At 76.5% G+C, this 13273-nt stretch carries 12 protein-coding genes; 5 read left to right on the forward strand and 7 right to left on the reverse strand.

Annotated features, from left to right (window positions below; genetic code table 11):
- Position 1: 1 nt before the first annotated feature.
- Positions 2-3244: a BTAD domain-containing putative transcriptional regulator gene (locus ACI79H_RS12095; RefSeq protein WP_456554639.1), complete on the reverse strand. Its 3243-nt coding sequence runs from the start codon at positions 3242-3244 to the stop codon at positions 2-4.
- A 29-nt stretch (positions 3245-3273) separates the two neighbouring features.
- Positions 3274-4551, reverse strand: a complete 1278-nt coding sequence (ilvA, locus tag ACI79H_RS12100; RefSeq protein WP_456554640.1) for a threonine ammonia-lyase IlvA — start codon at positions 4549-4551, stop codon at positions 3274-3276.
- 145 nt (positions 4552-4696) lie between these two features.
- Here ilvA and ACI79H_RS12105 point away from each other — a divergent pair, with 145 nt between their 5' ends.
- Positions 4697-5647, forward strand: coding sequence for a matrixin family metalloprotease (locus tag ACI79H_RS12105; protein WP_456554641.1), 951 nt, complete (start codon positions 4697-4699; stop codon positions 5645-5647).
- A 7-nt stretch (positions 5648-5654) separates the two neighbouring features.
- On the opposite strand, the gene ACI79H_RS12110 is transcribed toward ACI79H_RS12105, so the two are convergent.
- A complete protein-coding gene (locus ACI79H_RS12110; protein WP_456554642.1) occupies positions 5655-6080 on the reverse strand; it encodes an ATP-binding protein in 426 nt (141 codons plus the stop codon).
- A gap of 68 nt (positions 6081-6148) precedes the next feature.
- On the opposite strand from ACI79H_RS12110, the gene ACI79H_RS12115 reads away from it, so the two are divergent.
- From ACI79H_RS12115 to ACI79H_RS12130, 4 genes are all read left to right on the forward strand, one after another.
- Positions 6149-6511, forward strand: coding sequence for an STAS domain-containing protein (locus ACI79H_RS12115; RefSeq protein ID WP_456554643.1), 363 nt, complete (start codon positions 6149-6151; stop codon positions 6509-6511).
- Positions 6508-8694, forward strand: coding sequence for a SpoIIE family protein phosphatase (locus ACI79H_RS12120; RefSeq protein ID WP_456554644.1), 2187 nt, complete (start codon positions 6508-6510; stop codon positions 8692-8694). Before ACI79H_RS12115 ends, ACI79H_RS12120 begins: the two co-directional genes overlap by 4 nt.
- A 68-nt stretch (positions 8695-8762) precedes the next feature.
- Complete coding sequence (locus tag ACI79H_RS12125; RefSeq protein ID WP_456554645.1) at positions 8763-9815, forward strand: DUF3048 domain-containing protein; 1053 nt, start codon at positions 8763-8765, stop codon at positions 9813-9815.
- Positions 9816-9836: 21 nt separating this feature from the next.
- Complete coding sequence (locus ACI79H_RS12130; protein WP_456554646.1) at positions 9837-10373, forward strand: putative immunity protein; 537 nt, start codon at positions 9837-9839, stop codon at positions 10371-10373.
- A gap of 73 nt (positions 10374-10446) precedes the next feature.
- On the opposite strand, the gene ACI79H_RS12135 is transcribed toward ACI79H_RS12130, so the two are convergent.
- From ACI79H_RS12135 to ACI79H_RS12150, 4 genes are read right to left on the reverse strand one after another with little or no spacing between them, the layout of a single operon-like run.
- Positions 10447-11253 (reverse strand): alpha/beta fold hydrolase, encoded by an 807-nt coding sequence (locus ACI79H_RS12135; RefSeq protein WP_456554647.1) that lies wholly within the window; start codon positions 11251-11253, stop codon positions 10447-10449.
- Positions 11250-11642, reverse strand: coding sequence for a nuclear transport factor 2 family protein (locus ACI79H_RS12140; RefSeq protein ID WP_456554648.1), 393 nt, complete (start codon positions 11640-11642; stop codon positions 11250-11252). Before ACI79H_RS12140 ends, ACI79H_RS12135 begins: the two co-directional genes overlap by 4 nt.
- Positions 11642-11956 carry a hypothetical protein gene (locus ACI79H_RS12145; protein ID WP_456554649.1) on the reverse strand — a complete coding sequence of 105 codons (315 nt, stop codon included), beginning with the start codon at positions 11954-11956 and terminating at the stop codon, positions 11642-11644. The genes ACI79H_RS12140 and ACI79H_RS12145 overlap by 1 nt, the downstream gene beginning before the upstream one ends.
- Positions 11953-13059, reverse strand: coding sequence for a class I SAM-dependent methyltransferase (locus tag ACI79H_RS12150; RefSeq protein WP_456554650.1), 1107 nt, complete (start codon positions 13057-13059; stop codon positions 11953-11955). The genes ACI79H_RS12145 and ACI79H_RS12150 overlap by 4 nt, the downstream gene beginning before the upstream one ends.
- Positions 13060-13273 lie beyond the last annotated feature (214 nt).

The raw sequence follows: 13273 nt of genomic DNA on the forward strand, positions 1-13273 counted from the left end.
GTCAGACGCCGGCGGCGGCGAGCTCGGCGGCGAGCCGCCGCCGCACCTCGGCGGCGTCCCGCCGGTGCCGCTCAGCCGCCGCCGCGTCGCCGAGGGACGCTGCGACGGCGGCCAGGGCGTCGTCCACCGGGCCGACGACGAGCGTGCCGTTGTCCAGCCCCGCGACCCGGCCGGCCCAGGGCAGCAGCTCCGCGTACGCCGCCGCGGCGACCGGGGCGTCGCCGAGCCGGGCGGCCGCCTGCGCCCGGAGCGTCGTCGTCGCCAGCCAGAAGTAGTCGCGCGGGACCGGCCGCCGGGCCGCCCAGGCCGCCCGGGCGTCCGCCTCGCGGCCGGCGTCGAGGAAGGTGATCGTCACGGCGTCGCCCAGCGCCCCGGGCATCGCGGTGCGCAGCCACTCGAAGTCCGCGACCGACCCGCTCAGGTCACCCGCGGCGAACCCGGCCACGAAGCGGCCGATGACGGCCAGCATGCCGCCGTTCATCTGACCTGTCTCGACCAGCCGGGCCGCCAGCTGCTCGTACCGCTCGCGGCCCTCGGCGACGCGCCCGGCCAGCACCAGCAGCGCGCCGGAGTGGATGCCGACCGCGCTCAGCACGTGCCCCAGCTGGCCGCTGCCCGACAGCGCCACCGCGGAGTCGCCGTGCCGCCGCGCGGCGGCGAGCTCGGTGCGCGCCGACGCGGCCAGGAAGAGCAGCCAGTGCGCCACCGCCTGGTGGTCGGTGGCGCCGATCGCGGTGGCGACCGCGAGCAGCTCCTCGGCGTTCTCCTCGCGGACGTCGGCGAGATCGGGCCCGAGCGCGAGGTAGCCCCGCACGTTGAGCGCCGCGCAGAGCAGGCGGCCGTCACCGGGCACCCGCCGGGCCAGCGCCACGGCCGAGGCGCTCGCCCGCTCCGAGCGCTCGTCGTCCACCCCCTCGACCTCGCGGAACAGCGCCACCTCCAGCCGGGCGCGCACGTCGTCGGGGAGGTCCTCGCCGGCCGGGGTCTCCAGCAGTTCCAGCAGCGGCTGCAGCAGCTCGGGGTCCTGCGCGCCGTCGTCGCGCACCGTCCACACCAGCGGCGCGTCCCAGCCGGCCAGCGCCGCGATCCGCAGGTCGCGGCGCCCCACGCGCGCCGCCGCGCGCACGGCCAGCCGCTGCTGCTCGCGGGCGACGACGGCGTTGCCGGCGCGGGCGTGCGCGGCGATGGACGGGAGCAGCAGCGCGAGCAGCGCCTCGTCGCCGCCGGCCCGCGTGCCGGCCAGCTCGTGCATCCGGAGCGCCGAGGCCCACTGCCGGGCCGCGTCGGCGTGCGCACCGAGAGCCTCCGCCGCACGGGCGGCGGCCACCACGAGCGGTACCGCCTCCGCCGCGGTCGCGGGCGAGGCGGCGGCGACGGCGTGGTGGGCGAGGGTCGCCGCGTCCGCGTCGCCCCGTTCGGTGAGCTCCTGCAGCGCGGTGGCGTGCACCCGGGAGCGGCGCAGCAGCGGGGTGTCCTCGTAGAGGGTGTCGCGGACCAGCGCGTGGCTGAACCGGACCCGGCCGGGTGCGGGCTCGTCGAGCAGGCCGGCGAGCACCGCCGTCTCCAGCGCGTCGAGCAGCTCGTCGGGATCCCGGCCGGCGACCGCGGCGAGCAGGTCCACGTCGACCTCGCGGCCGAGCACCGCTGCCTGCCGCAGCGCGGTGACCGCCGGCCCGGGCAGCCGCTCGACCCGTCGTCGCAGCACCTCCCGCACCCCGACGGGCACACCGGCCCGGGCCGCGGACGGGCCCTCCGACACCATCAGCCGCGTCAGCTCGCGGACGAACAGCGGGTTGCCGCCGGTGCGCTCGCGCAGCAGCGCCAGGTCGGCGGCGGAGGCCCCGTCCAGCCCGTACGCCCGCGCGAGCACCGCGACGCCGCCGTCGTCCAGCCCGGCGAGGGAGAGGTGCGCCGCGCTCGCGCCGGCCAGGGCGGCCCGGGTCGCGGCCAGCGCGTCGCCGTCCTCGGTGCTGCGGAAGGTGGCCAGCACCAGCACCGGGGCGCCGGCGAGCTGGTCGACGACCTGGCGGAGCAGCTGCAGGGTGAGCTCGTCGGCGCGGTGGGTGTCGTCGAGGACCACGAGCAGCGGCTGCCCGTCCGCCGCCGCGCGCAGGCGGTCGGCGACGGTGCGGGCCAGCCAGAAGGCGTTCTGCGGCGCGTCGTCCGGGAGCGGGTCGGCGCCGGCGAGGGCGCGGACCACCTCCTGCCAGGGCCAGGCCGGCGGTGCGCCGTCCACCTCCGGGCAGCGGCCCCACGCCACCCGCCACCCGCGCTCCCGCAGCGCCTCGGCCGCCGCCTCGACCAGCGTCGTCTTGCCCGCGCCGGCCTCGCCGCCGATCCAGACGACGCTGCCGGTCGCGACGCCCTCGGCCACGGCGAGCAGCCGGTCCAGCTCGGCCGCGCGACCGACGGCCCGGCGCGGCGCCGGAGCCGGGGGCGCGAGGACGACGGCGCGCGGCGCGGGGGCAGGCGCCACGTCGAGCGACGGCGACTGCTCGAGCACCGCCGCCTCCAGCCGGCGCAGCTCCGGGCCGGGATCGACGCCGAGCTCCTCGGCCAGGTGCTCGCGCACCCGCCGCAGCGCGGCCAGCGCGTCGCCCTGCCGGCCGCTGCGGTACAGCGCGAGCGCCAGCAGCCGCACCGCCCGCTCCCGCGCGGGGGAGTCGTGCACCAGCCGCTCCAGCTCCGGGACGACGGCGGCCGCGTGCCCGAGCTCCAGCTCCGCCTCGGCCCGGCCCTCCCGGGCGACCAGCCGCAGCTCGTCGAGCCGGGCGACCTCCGGGGCGGCCCACGCGGTGTCGGCCACCTCCGCGTACGCCGGGCCGGCCCAGTCGGCCAGCGCCTCCTCGAGCAGCCGCCGGCGTGCGGCCGCGTCTGTCGTGCCGGTCGCCTGCGCGACCCGGTCCTCGAACCGCCACGCGTCCACCCCCTCGCGCGGCAGGTGCAGCGCGTACCCCGGCGGTGCGCTGACCAGCACGCCCGCTGCGGCGCGGCGCTCGCGCGTCGGCTCGAGCGCGCGGCGGAGGTGGGAGACGTGCACCTGCAGCGAGGCGAGCGCCTTGGGCGGCGGCTCGCCCTCCCACAGGTCGTGCGCGATCCGGTCGGTCGGGACGACGGCGCCGCCAGCGGCGACCAGCCGCGCGAGGACCGAGCGCTGCCGCGGCCCGCCCAGCACCGCCGCGGCGCCGTCGACCGTGACCCGCAGCGGGCCGAGCACGGAGACCCGGACCGGGACGAGGGCCATGGCCCGGCAACCTAACCGGCGCGGACCGCTCAGACCAGGAAGCGGTACGCCGTCGAGCCGGGCAGGAGGTGCTCGATGCGCAGCGGGCTGGCCTCGACGCGCTGCAGCAGCCCCGCCAGACCCTCGACCCGGCCCAGCTCGATGCCGGTGAGCGCGGCGCCGGTCTCGCGGTTGTCCCGCTTGACGTACTCGAACCGCACGATGTCGTCGTCCGGGCCGAGCACCTCGTCGAGGAAGCGGCGCAGCGCACCGGGCTCCTGGGGGAACTCGACGAGGAAGTAGTGCTTCAGGCCGCGGTGCACCAGCGAGCGCTCCACCACCTCGGCGTACCGGCTGACGTCGTTGTTGCCGCCGGAGAGCACGCACACGACGGTCTGACCCGGCTGCACCGCGAGCAGCTCGCCGCTCAGCGCCGCCGGGGCCAGCGCGCCCGCGGGCTCGGCGATGATGCCGTCGGTCTGGTACAGGTCGAGCATCTCGGTGCAGATCTGCCCCTCGGGCACGGCGAGCAGCTCCGCCCCCGAGTCGCGGACCAGCGGGTAGGTCACCGCACCGGCCCGCCGCACGGCCGCGCCGTCGACGAAGGTGTCCATCTCGGGCAGGTCGACCGGCCCGCCCGCGGCGAGCGCCGCGGCCATGTTCGCCGCCCCGGCCGGCTCCACGCCGACCAGCCGTGTCGCGGGGCAGTGGGCGCGCAGCCAGGTGCCCGCACCGGCGAGCAGCCCGCCGCCGCCCACCGGCAGGACCACGACGTCCGGGGGCTCGGGCAGCTGCTCGACGATCTCCAGCGCCACCGTCGCCTGCCCGGCCACCGTGGCGAGGGAGTCGAAGGCGGGCACCAGCGTCGCGCCGGTCGTCGCCGCGAACTCCGCCGCCGCGGCCGCCGCCTCGTCGTAGGAGTCGCCGGTGATCACCAGCTCGACCATGTCGCCGCCGAGCGCCGCGATCCGCTCGCGCTTCTGCCGTGGCGTCGTCCCCGGCACGAAGACGCGGCCCCGCACCTGCAGCGCCCGGCACGCGTAGGCCAGGCCCTGCCCGTGGTTGCCGGCGCTGGCGCAGACGACACCGGCCGTGCGCTGCTCGGCGCCGAGCGCGGAGATCATCGTGTACGCGCCGCGGATCTTGTACGAGCGCCCGACCTGCAGGTCCTCGCGCTTGAGCCACACGTCGGCGCCGGTGAGCGCCGAGAGCCGGGCGTTGCGCTGCAGCGGCGTCCGCTCGGCGATGCCCTCCAGCCGGCGGACGGCGTCCTGCACCTGCGCGGTGAACCGATCGGGGGTCAGGACGTCGTGGACCGCAGCGCTCACGCCGCCATCGTCGTCCTCCGCGCGGCGGCCGCGGCACCGGGGTGAGCGGGCTGGTCCCATCGGGTGAGCGGAGGCGGTATCCCTTGAGTGCCCGCCGCACCGGTCCGTAGGAACCTCGAGGCGAACCGGCGAAGGGGGAGGCACCGTGCGGGAGCAGGGGTCCGGCGGCGAGGGGTGGCTGCCCTCCTCGCCGACCGGCCGCGTGCCGCAGTGGGTGCGGGACGAAGCGGCGGGTCGCCCGCCTGACGCCCCGGCGTGGCGCAGCTGGTCGCCGGACGGGGACGTCGTCCCGCTGGGACCACGGCGGAGGAGACGTCGTCCGGGACGGGCGCTCGCGTCGGTGGCCGTGGTCGCGGCGCTCGTGGGCGCCGTGTTCCTCGTCGACGGCACCGGCCTGCTGGGCGGCCGGGTGACACCGTCGGTCGCGGCCGGGCCGTCCCCCGGGTTCGAGGCCGCCGACGAGCCCCTCGGCACACCGCCGGCGGCTCCGGACGGTGGCGGCACGCACGCCTTCGTCGCCCTCCAGCCGGACTCCGACCGGCCGGTCGCCTACGACCCGTGCCGCCCGATCCACTACGTCGTCCGTCCCGACGGCGCGCCCGCCGGCAGCTCGACCCTCCTGGCGGAGGCCTTCGCCCGCGTCACCGAGGTCACCGGCCTGCAGTTCGTCGACGACGGCGCCACCGACGAGCAACCGTCCCCGGAGCGGGAGCGCTACCAGCCCGACCGGTACGGCGACCGCTGGGCGCCGGTGCTGATCACCTGGGAGACCGCGCAGGAGAACCCGGACCTGGTCACCGCGGCCGGGATGGCCGGGAGCTCCTGGCTGTCCTACCCGGGGGAGCCGAGCGTGTACGTGACCGGCACGGTCGTGCTCGACGCGGACGACTTCGTCGAGATGCTGTCGTGGCCGGACGGGTGGGCCGCCGCCCGGGCCGTGGTGCTGCACGAGCTCGGCCACCTGGTGGGCCTGGACCACGTGGACGACCCGACCCAGCTGATGCACCCGGAGGCGGGGGCGGCGCTGGACTTCGCCGCCGGCGACCTGACCGGCCTGGTCCGGCTCGGTCAGGGGGAGTGCGTGCCGGGGCTCTGACCGACGGTCAGTCCGTGAGCAGGCGCAGCTTCGGCTCGGCCCGCAGCCGCTTCTGCAGCTCGACGCGGTGCCGGCCGTCCTCGGAGCGGGTGAACTCCAGGTCGTCGACCAGCGCGTTCATCAGCACCAGCCCGCGACCGGACTCCAGCGGCGAGCCGGCGGGCGCGGAGGTCTGGTCGAAGTCGAAGCCCTGCCCGTCGTCCAGCACGCTGATGTGGCACAGGTCGTCGGTGATGGCGACGTCGACCTGGTACTCCTCGAACTCGCCGGCGTGCTGCACCACGTTCGCGCAAGCCTCGGTGAGCGCCAGCACGATCTCCTCGATCGTCTGCGTCGACACGTCGAGGTGCTCGAGGGCCTGGCGCAGCAGCCCGCGCATCAGGGGGAGGCTGCGGGCGTCACGCGGGAGGCGGACGCTGAACGCGATGTCCATGGCAGGTCTGTCCCCTCGGCACCGATGTCCTACGCTCGACTGACCATCGAGGTGAGAGGGGCGGTGCAGTGCTGTTCGACGTGGAACGGGCCACCGTGGCCGGCCGACCCGCCCTCACCGTACGGGGTGAGCTGGACCTGTCGACGGCCCCACGGCTCGACGCGGCCGCGGAACAGCTGCTGCGCAGCTCCCGCGACTTCGTCGTCGACCTGACGCACACCACCTTCCTCGACTCCTCGGGTGCGCGGACCCTGCTCGGGCTGGCCAAGCAGGCGGAGACCGCCGGCATCGGCATGCACGTCCTCGCGCCGCGGTCCAACGGCCCGGTGCGGCTCACCCTCGACCTGCTCGAGCTGGGCGCCTACATGCAGGTGGTCGCCTCGGCCGGCGAGATCACGCTCCGCCTGGTCGACGGCGACGCCGGTACGTGACCTCCCCGGCGGACGACGAGGTCCTGCAGCGCTGCGCCGACGAGCCGATCGCGGTCCCGGGCGCCGTCCAGCCGCACGGCGCCCTGCTGGCGGTCACCGAGCCCGACCTCGCCGTCGTCGTGGCCTCGGCGAACGCGGCCGAGCTGTTCGGCGGGCCGGTGGCGGCGCTCGCCGACGTCCTGGCCGGCGACGACCTGGCCCGGCTGCACCAGGGCCTGGCCGGCGACCTCGCCGAGCTGAACCCGCTGCGGGTGGCGGTCGGCGACGAGGAGGTCGACCTCGTCGTGCACCGCGCCGACGGGCTGCTGCTCACCGAGTGGGAGCCGGTCGCGGGCGCCGAGCAGGCGGGAGTCGTGTGGCACCGCCGGCTGCCGACCGTGCTGCAGCGGCTCGCGGCGTCCACCACGCTCGAGGAGCTGGGCGAGACCCTCGCCCGTGACGTCCGCGGGGTCACCGGCTTCGATCGCGTGATGGTCTACCGCTTCGACCCCGAGTGGAACGGCGAGGTCATCGCCGAGGCCCGCCGTGAGGACCTCGAGCCCTTCCTCGGCCTGCGCTTCCCGGCCAGCGACATCCCGGCCCAGGCCCGGGCGCTGTACACGACCAACTGGATGCGGCTGATCCCCGACGCCGGGTACGAGCGCGTGCCGCTGGAGCCCGTCCTGCACCCGGGCACCGGCCGCCCGCTCGACCTGTCCGGGGCCATGCTGCGCAGCGTCTCGCCGGTGCACCTCGAGTACCTGGCCAACATGGGCGTCGTCTCCTCGATGTCGATCTCGCTCATCGACCGCGGCCGGCTCTGGGGGCTCATCTCCTGCCACCACTACGCCGGCCCGCACCGCCCCTCGTACGCCGACCGCACCGCCGCGGAGTTCCTCGGCCGCACCGCGTCGCTGCTGCTGCACACCGTCGTCGCCGCCGGCGAGCAGGAGGGCGTCGTCGAGGTCGCCGAGCGCGCCGCCGAGCTCGCCGCCGCCGTCGGCCGCACGCCCCGCGCCCTGGGCGCGGCGCTCACCGAGCAGGACGTCACCGTCCTCGACCTGCTGCCGGCCACCGGTGCGGCGGTCCGGCTGGGTGGGCAGCTCCGGCTGCTGGGGACGACGCCGCCGGCCGACCGGATCCCCGGGCTGGTCGCCGCGCTGCTCGCCGCGGACGTGGAGGCCACCGACGCCGCCGCCCGCGTGGTGCCCACCGCCGCCGACCTCGCCGACTCGGCCAGCGGCGTGCTCGCCGTCCCGGTGGGGGCGGGGGACTTCCTGGCCTGGTTCCGGCCCGAGACGCTGCGCGAGGTGACCTGGGGCGGCAACCCGTACGCCTCGAAGGTCGCGCTCACCGACGACGGGCCGCGGCTGAGCCCGCGCCGCTCGTTCTCCGCGTGGAGCGAGACGGTGCGCGGCACCTCGCGGCCGTGGCGCGCGCACGAGGTCGCCGGCGCCCGCGCGCTGGCCTCCCACCTCGCCGCGGCCACGCTCAACCGCTCCGAGGAGGACAACCGGCTCGCCGGCGCCCTGCAGCGCACGCTGCTGCTCGAGGAGCTGCCCAAGGTGCCCGGCGTGGCCATGGCCGCGCGGTACGTGCCGAGCGCCGAGGACGTCGTGGGCGGCGACTGGTACGACCTCGTGCTGCTGCCGGGTGGCCGGCTCGCCGTCGTCCTCGGGGACGTCGCCGGTCACGGCCTGGCCGCGGCGTCGGTGACCGCCCAGCTCCGGCACGCGCTGCGGGCCCACCTGCTGCGCGCCGCCGGACCGGCCGCGGCGCTGGAGATGATCAACGAGGTCACCGGCGCGCTGCTGCCCGGCGAGATGGCCACGGTCGTCGTCGCCGAGCTGGACCCCGCCACCGGCGAGGTCGTCGTCGCGAGCGCCGGGCACCTGCCCGTGCTGCACGCGCGCGGCGGCGAGGCGGCCTACGTGATGGGCGGCCGCGGGCCGGCGCTCGGGGTGCTGGACGCGCCGACCTACGCCGAGGCCCGGCTCACGCTGGCCGGCGACGACCGGCTGGTGCTGTTCAGCGACGGTCTGGTCGAGCGGGGCCGCGGCGGCCTCGCCGCCGGGCTGGCCCAGCTGCTCGACGCGGTCGCGGCCGGACCGGCCGGGCCGGAGCCGCTGCTGGAGTCCGTGCTGGCCGCGCTCGCGCCGCCCGGCACCGACGACGTGACCGTGCTGGCGCTCGCCCGTACCTGAGTCACAGGCGCCCCATCGCGTGTGGCGTCACGCGTTGTCACCAGTCGATCGCTCTAGGGTTCGGTCCCATGGCCCACCGTGCTCCCCGGCGCGCCCGCCGCTCGGCGATGGCGCTGACCTTCGTCGGCGTGCTCGCGATGACCGGCTGCGACTTCGGCACCTCGACGACGTCGGCCTCGGACGCCGAACCCCTCCCCGTGGCACCCCCGGCGCCGGTGCTCGTGCCGTGGCCGCTCACCGGCGTCGCGGTCGAGGCACCGCCGCAGCGGCCGGCGCTCGCGGTGAAGGTGGAGAACTCCGTGGCCGCCCGCCCGCAGAGCGGCCTGGACGCCGCCGACGTTGTGTGGGAGGAGGTCGTCGAGGGCGGCATCACCCGCTTCGTGGCCGTCTACCACTCGACGCTGCCCCCGGAGATCGGCCCGATCCGCTCGGTGCGCCCCATGGACGCCGCCATCGCCGGGCCGCTGCACGGGCTGTTCGCCTTCTCCGGCGGCGGGCCGGACTTCGTGCGGGCCATCGCGGACGCCGGGATGCAGGTGCTCAGCCAGGACGCCGGCGCCGACGGGTTCTTCCGGTTGCCCACCCGTTCCGCCCCGCACAACGTCTACGCCGACCCCGCGGCGTTCCTCGCCCAGGCCGACGCCGGGCACCAGGCGCCGCCGACCGGCGAGTTCACGTTCGCACCCGCGGGCCAGCCCGCGACCGCCGTGGCGCTGGGCGCACCGACCGCGCTGGTGCAGCTCAAGCTGGGCAGCGGCCGCCCCAGCTGGACGTGGAGCCTGCCCGACGACGGCTGGCTGCGCGCCGAGGGCACGACGCCGGCCACCGGTGCCGACGGCGCGCGGCTGCGCGCGACCAACGTCGTCGTCCTGCGCGTCGACGTCGTCAACACCGCCTTCCGCGACCCGGCCGGCAACCCGGTGCCCGAGACGAAGATGGTCGGCGGGGGAGAGGCGCTCGTCGCCAGCGGCGGCAGCACGATCGCGGCCACCTGGTCGAAGGCGTCGGAGACCGCACCCGTCGTCCTCACCGGCCCCGGCGGCGCGCCGGTGCAGCTGGCGCCGGGGACGACCTGGGTCGAGCTCGTCCCCAAGAACGGCGGCGCGGTCACCCTCGGCTGAGGCGGGTGCGAGACTGCGCCCGTGGTCTCCCCCCAGGCGCTGAGCGAGGCCGACCGCCGGGTGGTCGCGGCGTGGGCCGCGGACTGCGCCGAGCGCGTGCTGCCCCTGGCCGAGGCGGAGGCTCCGGACGACGACCGGGCGCGGGACGCCATCGCCCGGGCCCGGGCCTTCGCGCGGGGTGAGCTCCGCGCCGCCGACGAGATCCGCCGCCGCTTCGAGGCCGGCCGCGCGGCGTCCGCCGTCACGACGCCGGCCGCCAAGGCCGCGGTCCGCGCCGCCGCGCAGGCCTCCGGCGTCGCGCACATGGGTGCCCACGCCCTCGGGGCGGCCGCGTACGCGGCGCGGGCGGCGGGGCTCGCGGCGGCGGACCCCGACGACGCCGTCCACCGGGAGGTGCGCTGGCAGCTCGCGCGCCTGGACGCGGGGACCCGCTCGGCGCTGCGGTCGCTACCCCCGGTGGGGGAGGACTCGTCCGGCCCCCTCGGCGCGGGCCTGCTCGCCTCCGGCGCGCTGGGGGCCGTCGTCCGCGAGCTCCAGGCCGGCATCGCGGCCGGTTGACCTGCGGCGGGTCGACCGGTCCGGGAGGGCCGGAGCGAGCCGGCTCACCTCCCGGACCGGGGGTCGGTGCGGGCTAGACGCCCCGCACGAAGGCGGCCAGCTGCTCGGCGAAGGCCTCGGGGAACTCCTCGTGCGCGAAGTCGGTGCCGCCCGGGATGTGGTGCAGCCGGGCGTGCGGCAGCGCGGCGGTGACGACGTCGTCCATCCGCGCCACCAGGTCCCGGTCGCCGTGCAGCAGCAGGGTGGGGACGGCGCTGATCGCGGGGACGTCGACGGCGTGGCCGAACACCGCGCGGTAGCCCGGCCCGTAGTCCGGGCCCACGCTCAGGTACTCGACGACCTGCCGGTCCGCGCTCTCCAGCCCGATGTCGGGGTAGAGGTCGTGGATGCGGGTCCAGATCTTCGCCAGGTGGCTGCCGTCGGCCGCGGGGGTGTAACCGGGCGCCCACGAGCGCATCTTCTCGGCGCGCTCCGCGTCGGAGTACAGCGGCAGCCCCTGGAGCACCAGGCCGGCGGTCCGCCCGGGCTGCTGGCGCGCGGCGTCCGCGGCGATCACCGCGCCGGTGTGCTGGCCCAGCAGCACCACGCGGCCCAGCCCCAGCGCGTCGGCGACGGCCCACGCGGCGTGCGCGTACTCCGGGATCGACCACTCCGCCGGCGGCGCGTCGGACATGCCGTAGCCCGCCGTGTCCACCGCGACCGCCCGCACCCCGCGCCCGGCGAGCAGCGGCAGCACCGGCTCGTACGTCGCCGACGACAGCGGCGACTGGTGGAGCATCAGCACCGTCGGCGCCCCGGAGTCCCCGGCGGTCCGGTAGTGCGCCTGCCCCCACGGGACGGCGACGTACCCGCGGGTCGAGCCACCCGTGAGACCGGTCACCGGCCGGGCACCGCCACGACGCCGGTGATCACGAGGTCGTTCCACACCAGCTGCTCGCGGATCAGGCCGTCGGCGCCGACCACGAAGAAGTCGACGTAGCGGATGCCCTCGAACGGGCTGCCGTCCAGCGCCTCGCCGTACAGGGTGCCGATCGAGGTGACCGTGGTCTGCCCGTCGATCTCGCCGACCGCGAACCGGGTGCGGCGCTTGCGCACCCAGCGGTACTTGCCGCCGGACGCGGCCACCAGCTCCGCCAGCGAGCCGAATACCTCGCCGCCCGGGAACTCCAGGCGGACGTCGGGGGAGAGGTAGCGGCCGGCCGCCTCGAGGTCGCGGTCCTCGCACAGCTGGAGGTAGGTGTCGACCAGCTCGGCGGGGTGCGCCGCCATCAGGCGTTCTTCCGGTGCAGCGTGGCCTCCCACTGCTCGCGCAGCGGGTGCTCGGCCGGGCCGTCCTCGGTGATGATCCGCAGCAGCCGCTCGAGCAGCTGGTCGCGCGTCGTGTCGAGCACCTCCTGGTCCCGGGTGCCGGGCTCGAAGGAGTCGACCGCACCGGCCTCCAGGACCCCGTTGCGGACCAGCAGCAGCTCCAGGGCGCGCACCCGCTGGGTGGCGATGTGCACCTCGGTGCCCAGCTGCAGGACCAGGTCGACGAGCTTGGCGACGTGGGGGGTGCCGAAGTAGTCGTACTCGGGGGTGCTCACGCGGCGTCCTCCGTACCCGCGTCGGCCTGCTCGGCCGGCTTGGTCGCCGACAGCACCGCCCAGGGGAAGTGCCACTCGCGGCGGACGCCCCAGCCGGCCGGGCGCAGGCCCTCGGCCCGCTCGTCGAACGGCGTCCAGGCGGCGCCGACCAGGCCGTTGCGCTCGCAGGCGGCGAGGACGTCGGTGGCGAACAGCGCCCGGAAGTAGGGCTCGTTGTTGCGCTCTGCGTGCTCGTAGACGGTGGCGTCGCGGACCGGGTCGCCGGTCAGCTGGAACTCCAGGAAGCGCAGCTCGCCGCCGGGCTTGAGCAGCCGGGCCGCCTCGGCGACGACCTGCTCGATCGCCTCGCCGGGCATCTCGTGCAGCACCATCGTGCCGGTGACCAGGTCGCACGACGCCGTCTCCAGGCCGGTGTGCTGCGCGTCGGCCTGGCGGTAGGCGATGGACAGCTGCTCGTCCTCGGCCTCGGCGTGGGCCAGCCGCAGGCCGGGGGCGGCCAGGTCCAGGCCGATCACCTCAGCCCCGGGGTAGCGGCCCACCAGCGGGCGGGTGCTCTTGCCGAACCCGCAGCCGACGTCGACGACGCGGGTCGCGCCCGGGATCTCCGGGCAGGCGGTCTCGGCGAACAGCCGGTGGAACTTGTAGCCGTCGTTGTCGCGGAGCATGACCACCCGCGCGCCCATCTCGTAGACGTAGGCCGACATGTCGTCGGAGAAGAAGCTGCCGGGCTGCACGTGGATGTCGTAGTCGGTGTACCAACCGGGGAGGGTGACGTCCTCGTCGAGCTCGAGGGTGCCGGCGCCCTGCAGCGGCACCTGCTCCAGCTCGTGCAGCAGCTCGTCGCGGCGGCGGACGACGGAGTCACCGGCCAGACGCCACAGCATCTTCTGCTGCGCGCGCTCCAGGTGGCTGAACCACGGGTAGGTCGGCAGCGCGTGCAGCGGGCCCTCGACCTCCTCGACCGAGCCGGCCGGCGCGCCCGAGGCCTCGAACTCGGCGGTGAGCGTCGGGTAGACGGTGTCCGCCCAGCGCTTGCGCAGGGCCAGCACGAAGTCGATGGCGGACCGCTCGTCGAGCGTCAGCCGGTTCTCGATGTCGAGCACTGTTCCTCCGCGGAGCTCGGGCGCCTCGGTGTCCCGGACGGGGTGGCTCGGACGAATGGCTGACCATTCCGTTCGGCTCAGCGGAACACCGTTCCCTGCGCTGTGGAAGCAGTCTTTCCACGGCCGCGGAGCTTGTCAAGAGCCGATCCGCAAGGCGTGAAACCGCAGGTCAGCGGCCTGTTCGCCACACGGCGCGCCGCCATTGTTCGGCCCA

This window comes from Blastococcus sp. SYSU D01042, from assembly GCF_054050515.1.

Bases quoted from the DNA above. Each gene is read 5' to 3' on its own strand.
- ACI79H_RS12095 (WP_456554639.1), bottom strand. From the start codon at position 3,244: ATGGCCCTCGTCCCGGTCCGGGTCTCCGTGCTCGGCCCGCTGCGGGTC.
- ACI79H_RS12110 (WP_456554642.1), bottom strand. From the start codon at position 6,080: ATGGACATCGCGTTCAGCGTCCGCCTCCCGCGTGACGCCCGCAGCCTC.
- ACI79H_RS12125 (WP_456554645.1), top strand. From the start codon at position 8,763: ATGGCCCACCGTGCTCCCCGGCGCGCCCGCCGCTCGGCGATGGCGCTG.
- ACI79H_RS12140 (WP_456554648.1), bottom strand. From the start codon at position 11,642: ATGGCGGCGCACCCCGCCGAGCTGGTCGACACCTACCTCCAGCTGTGC.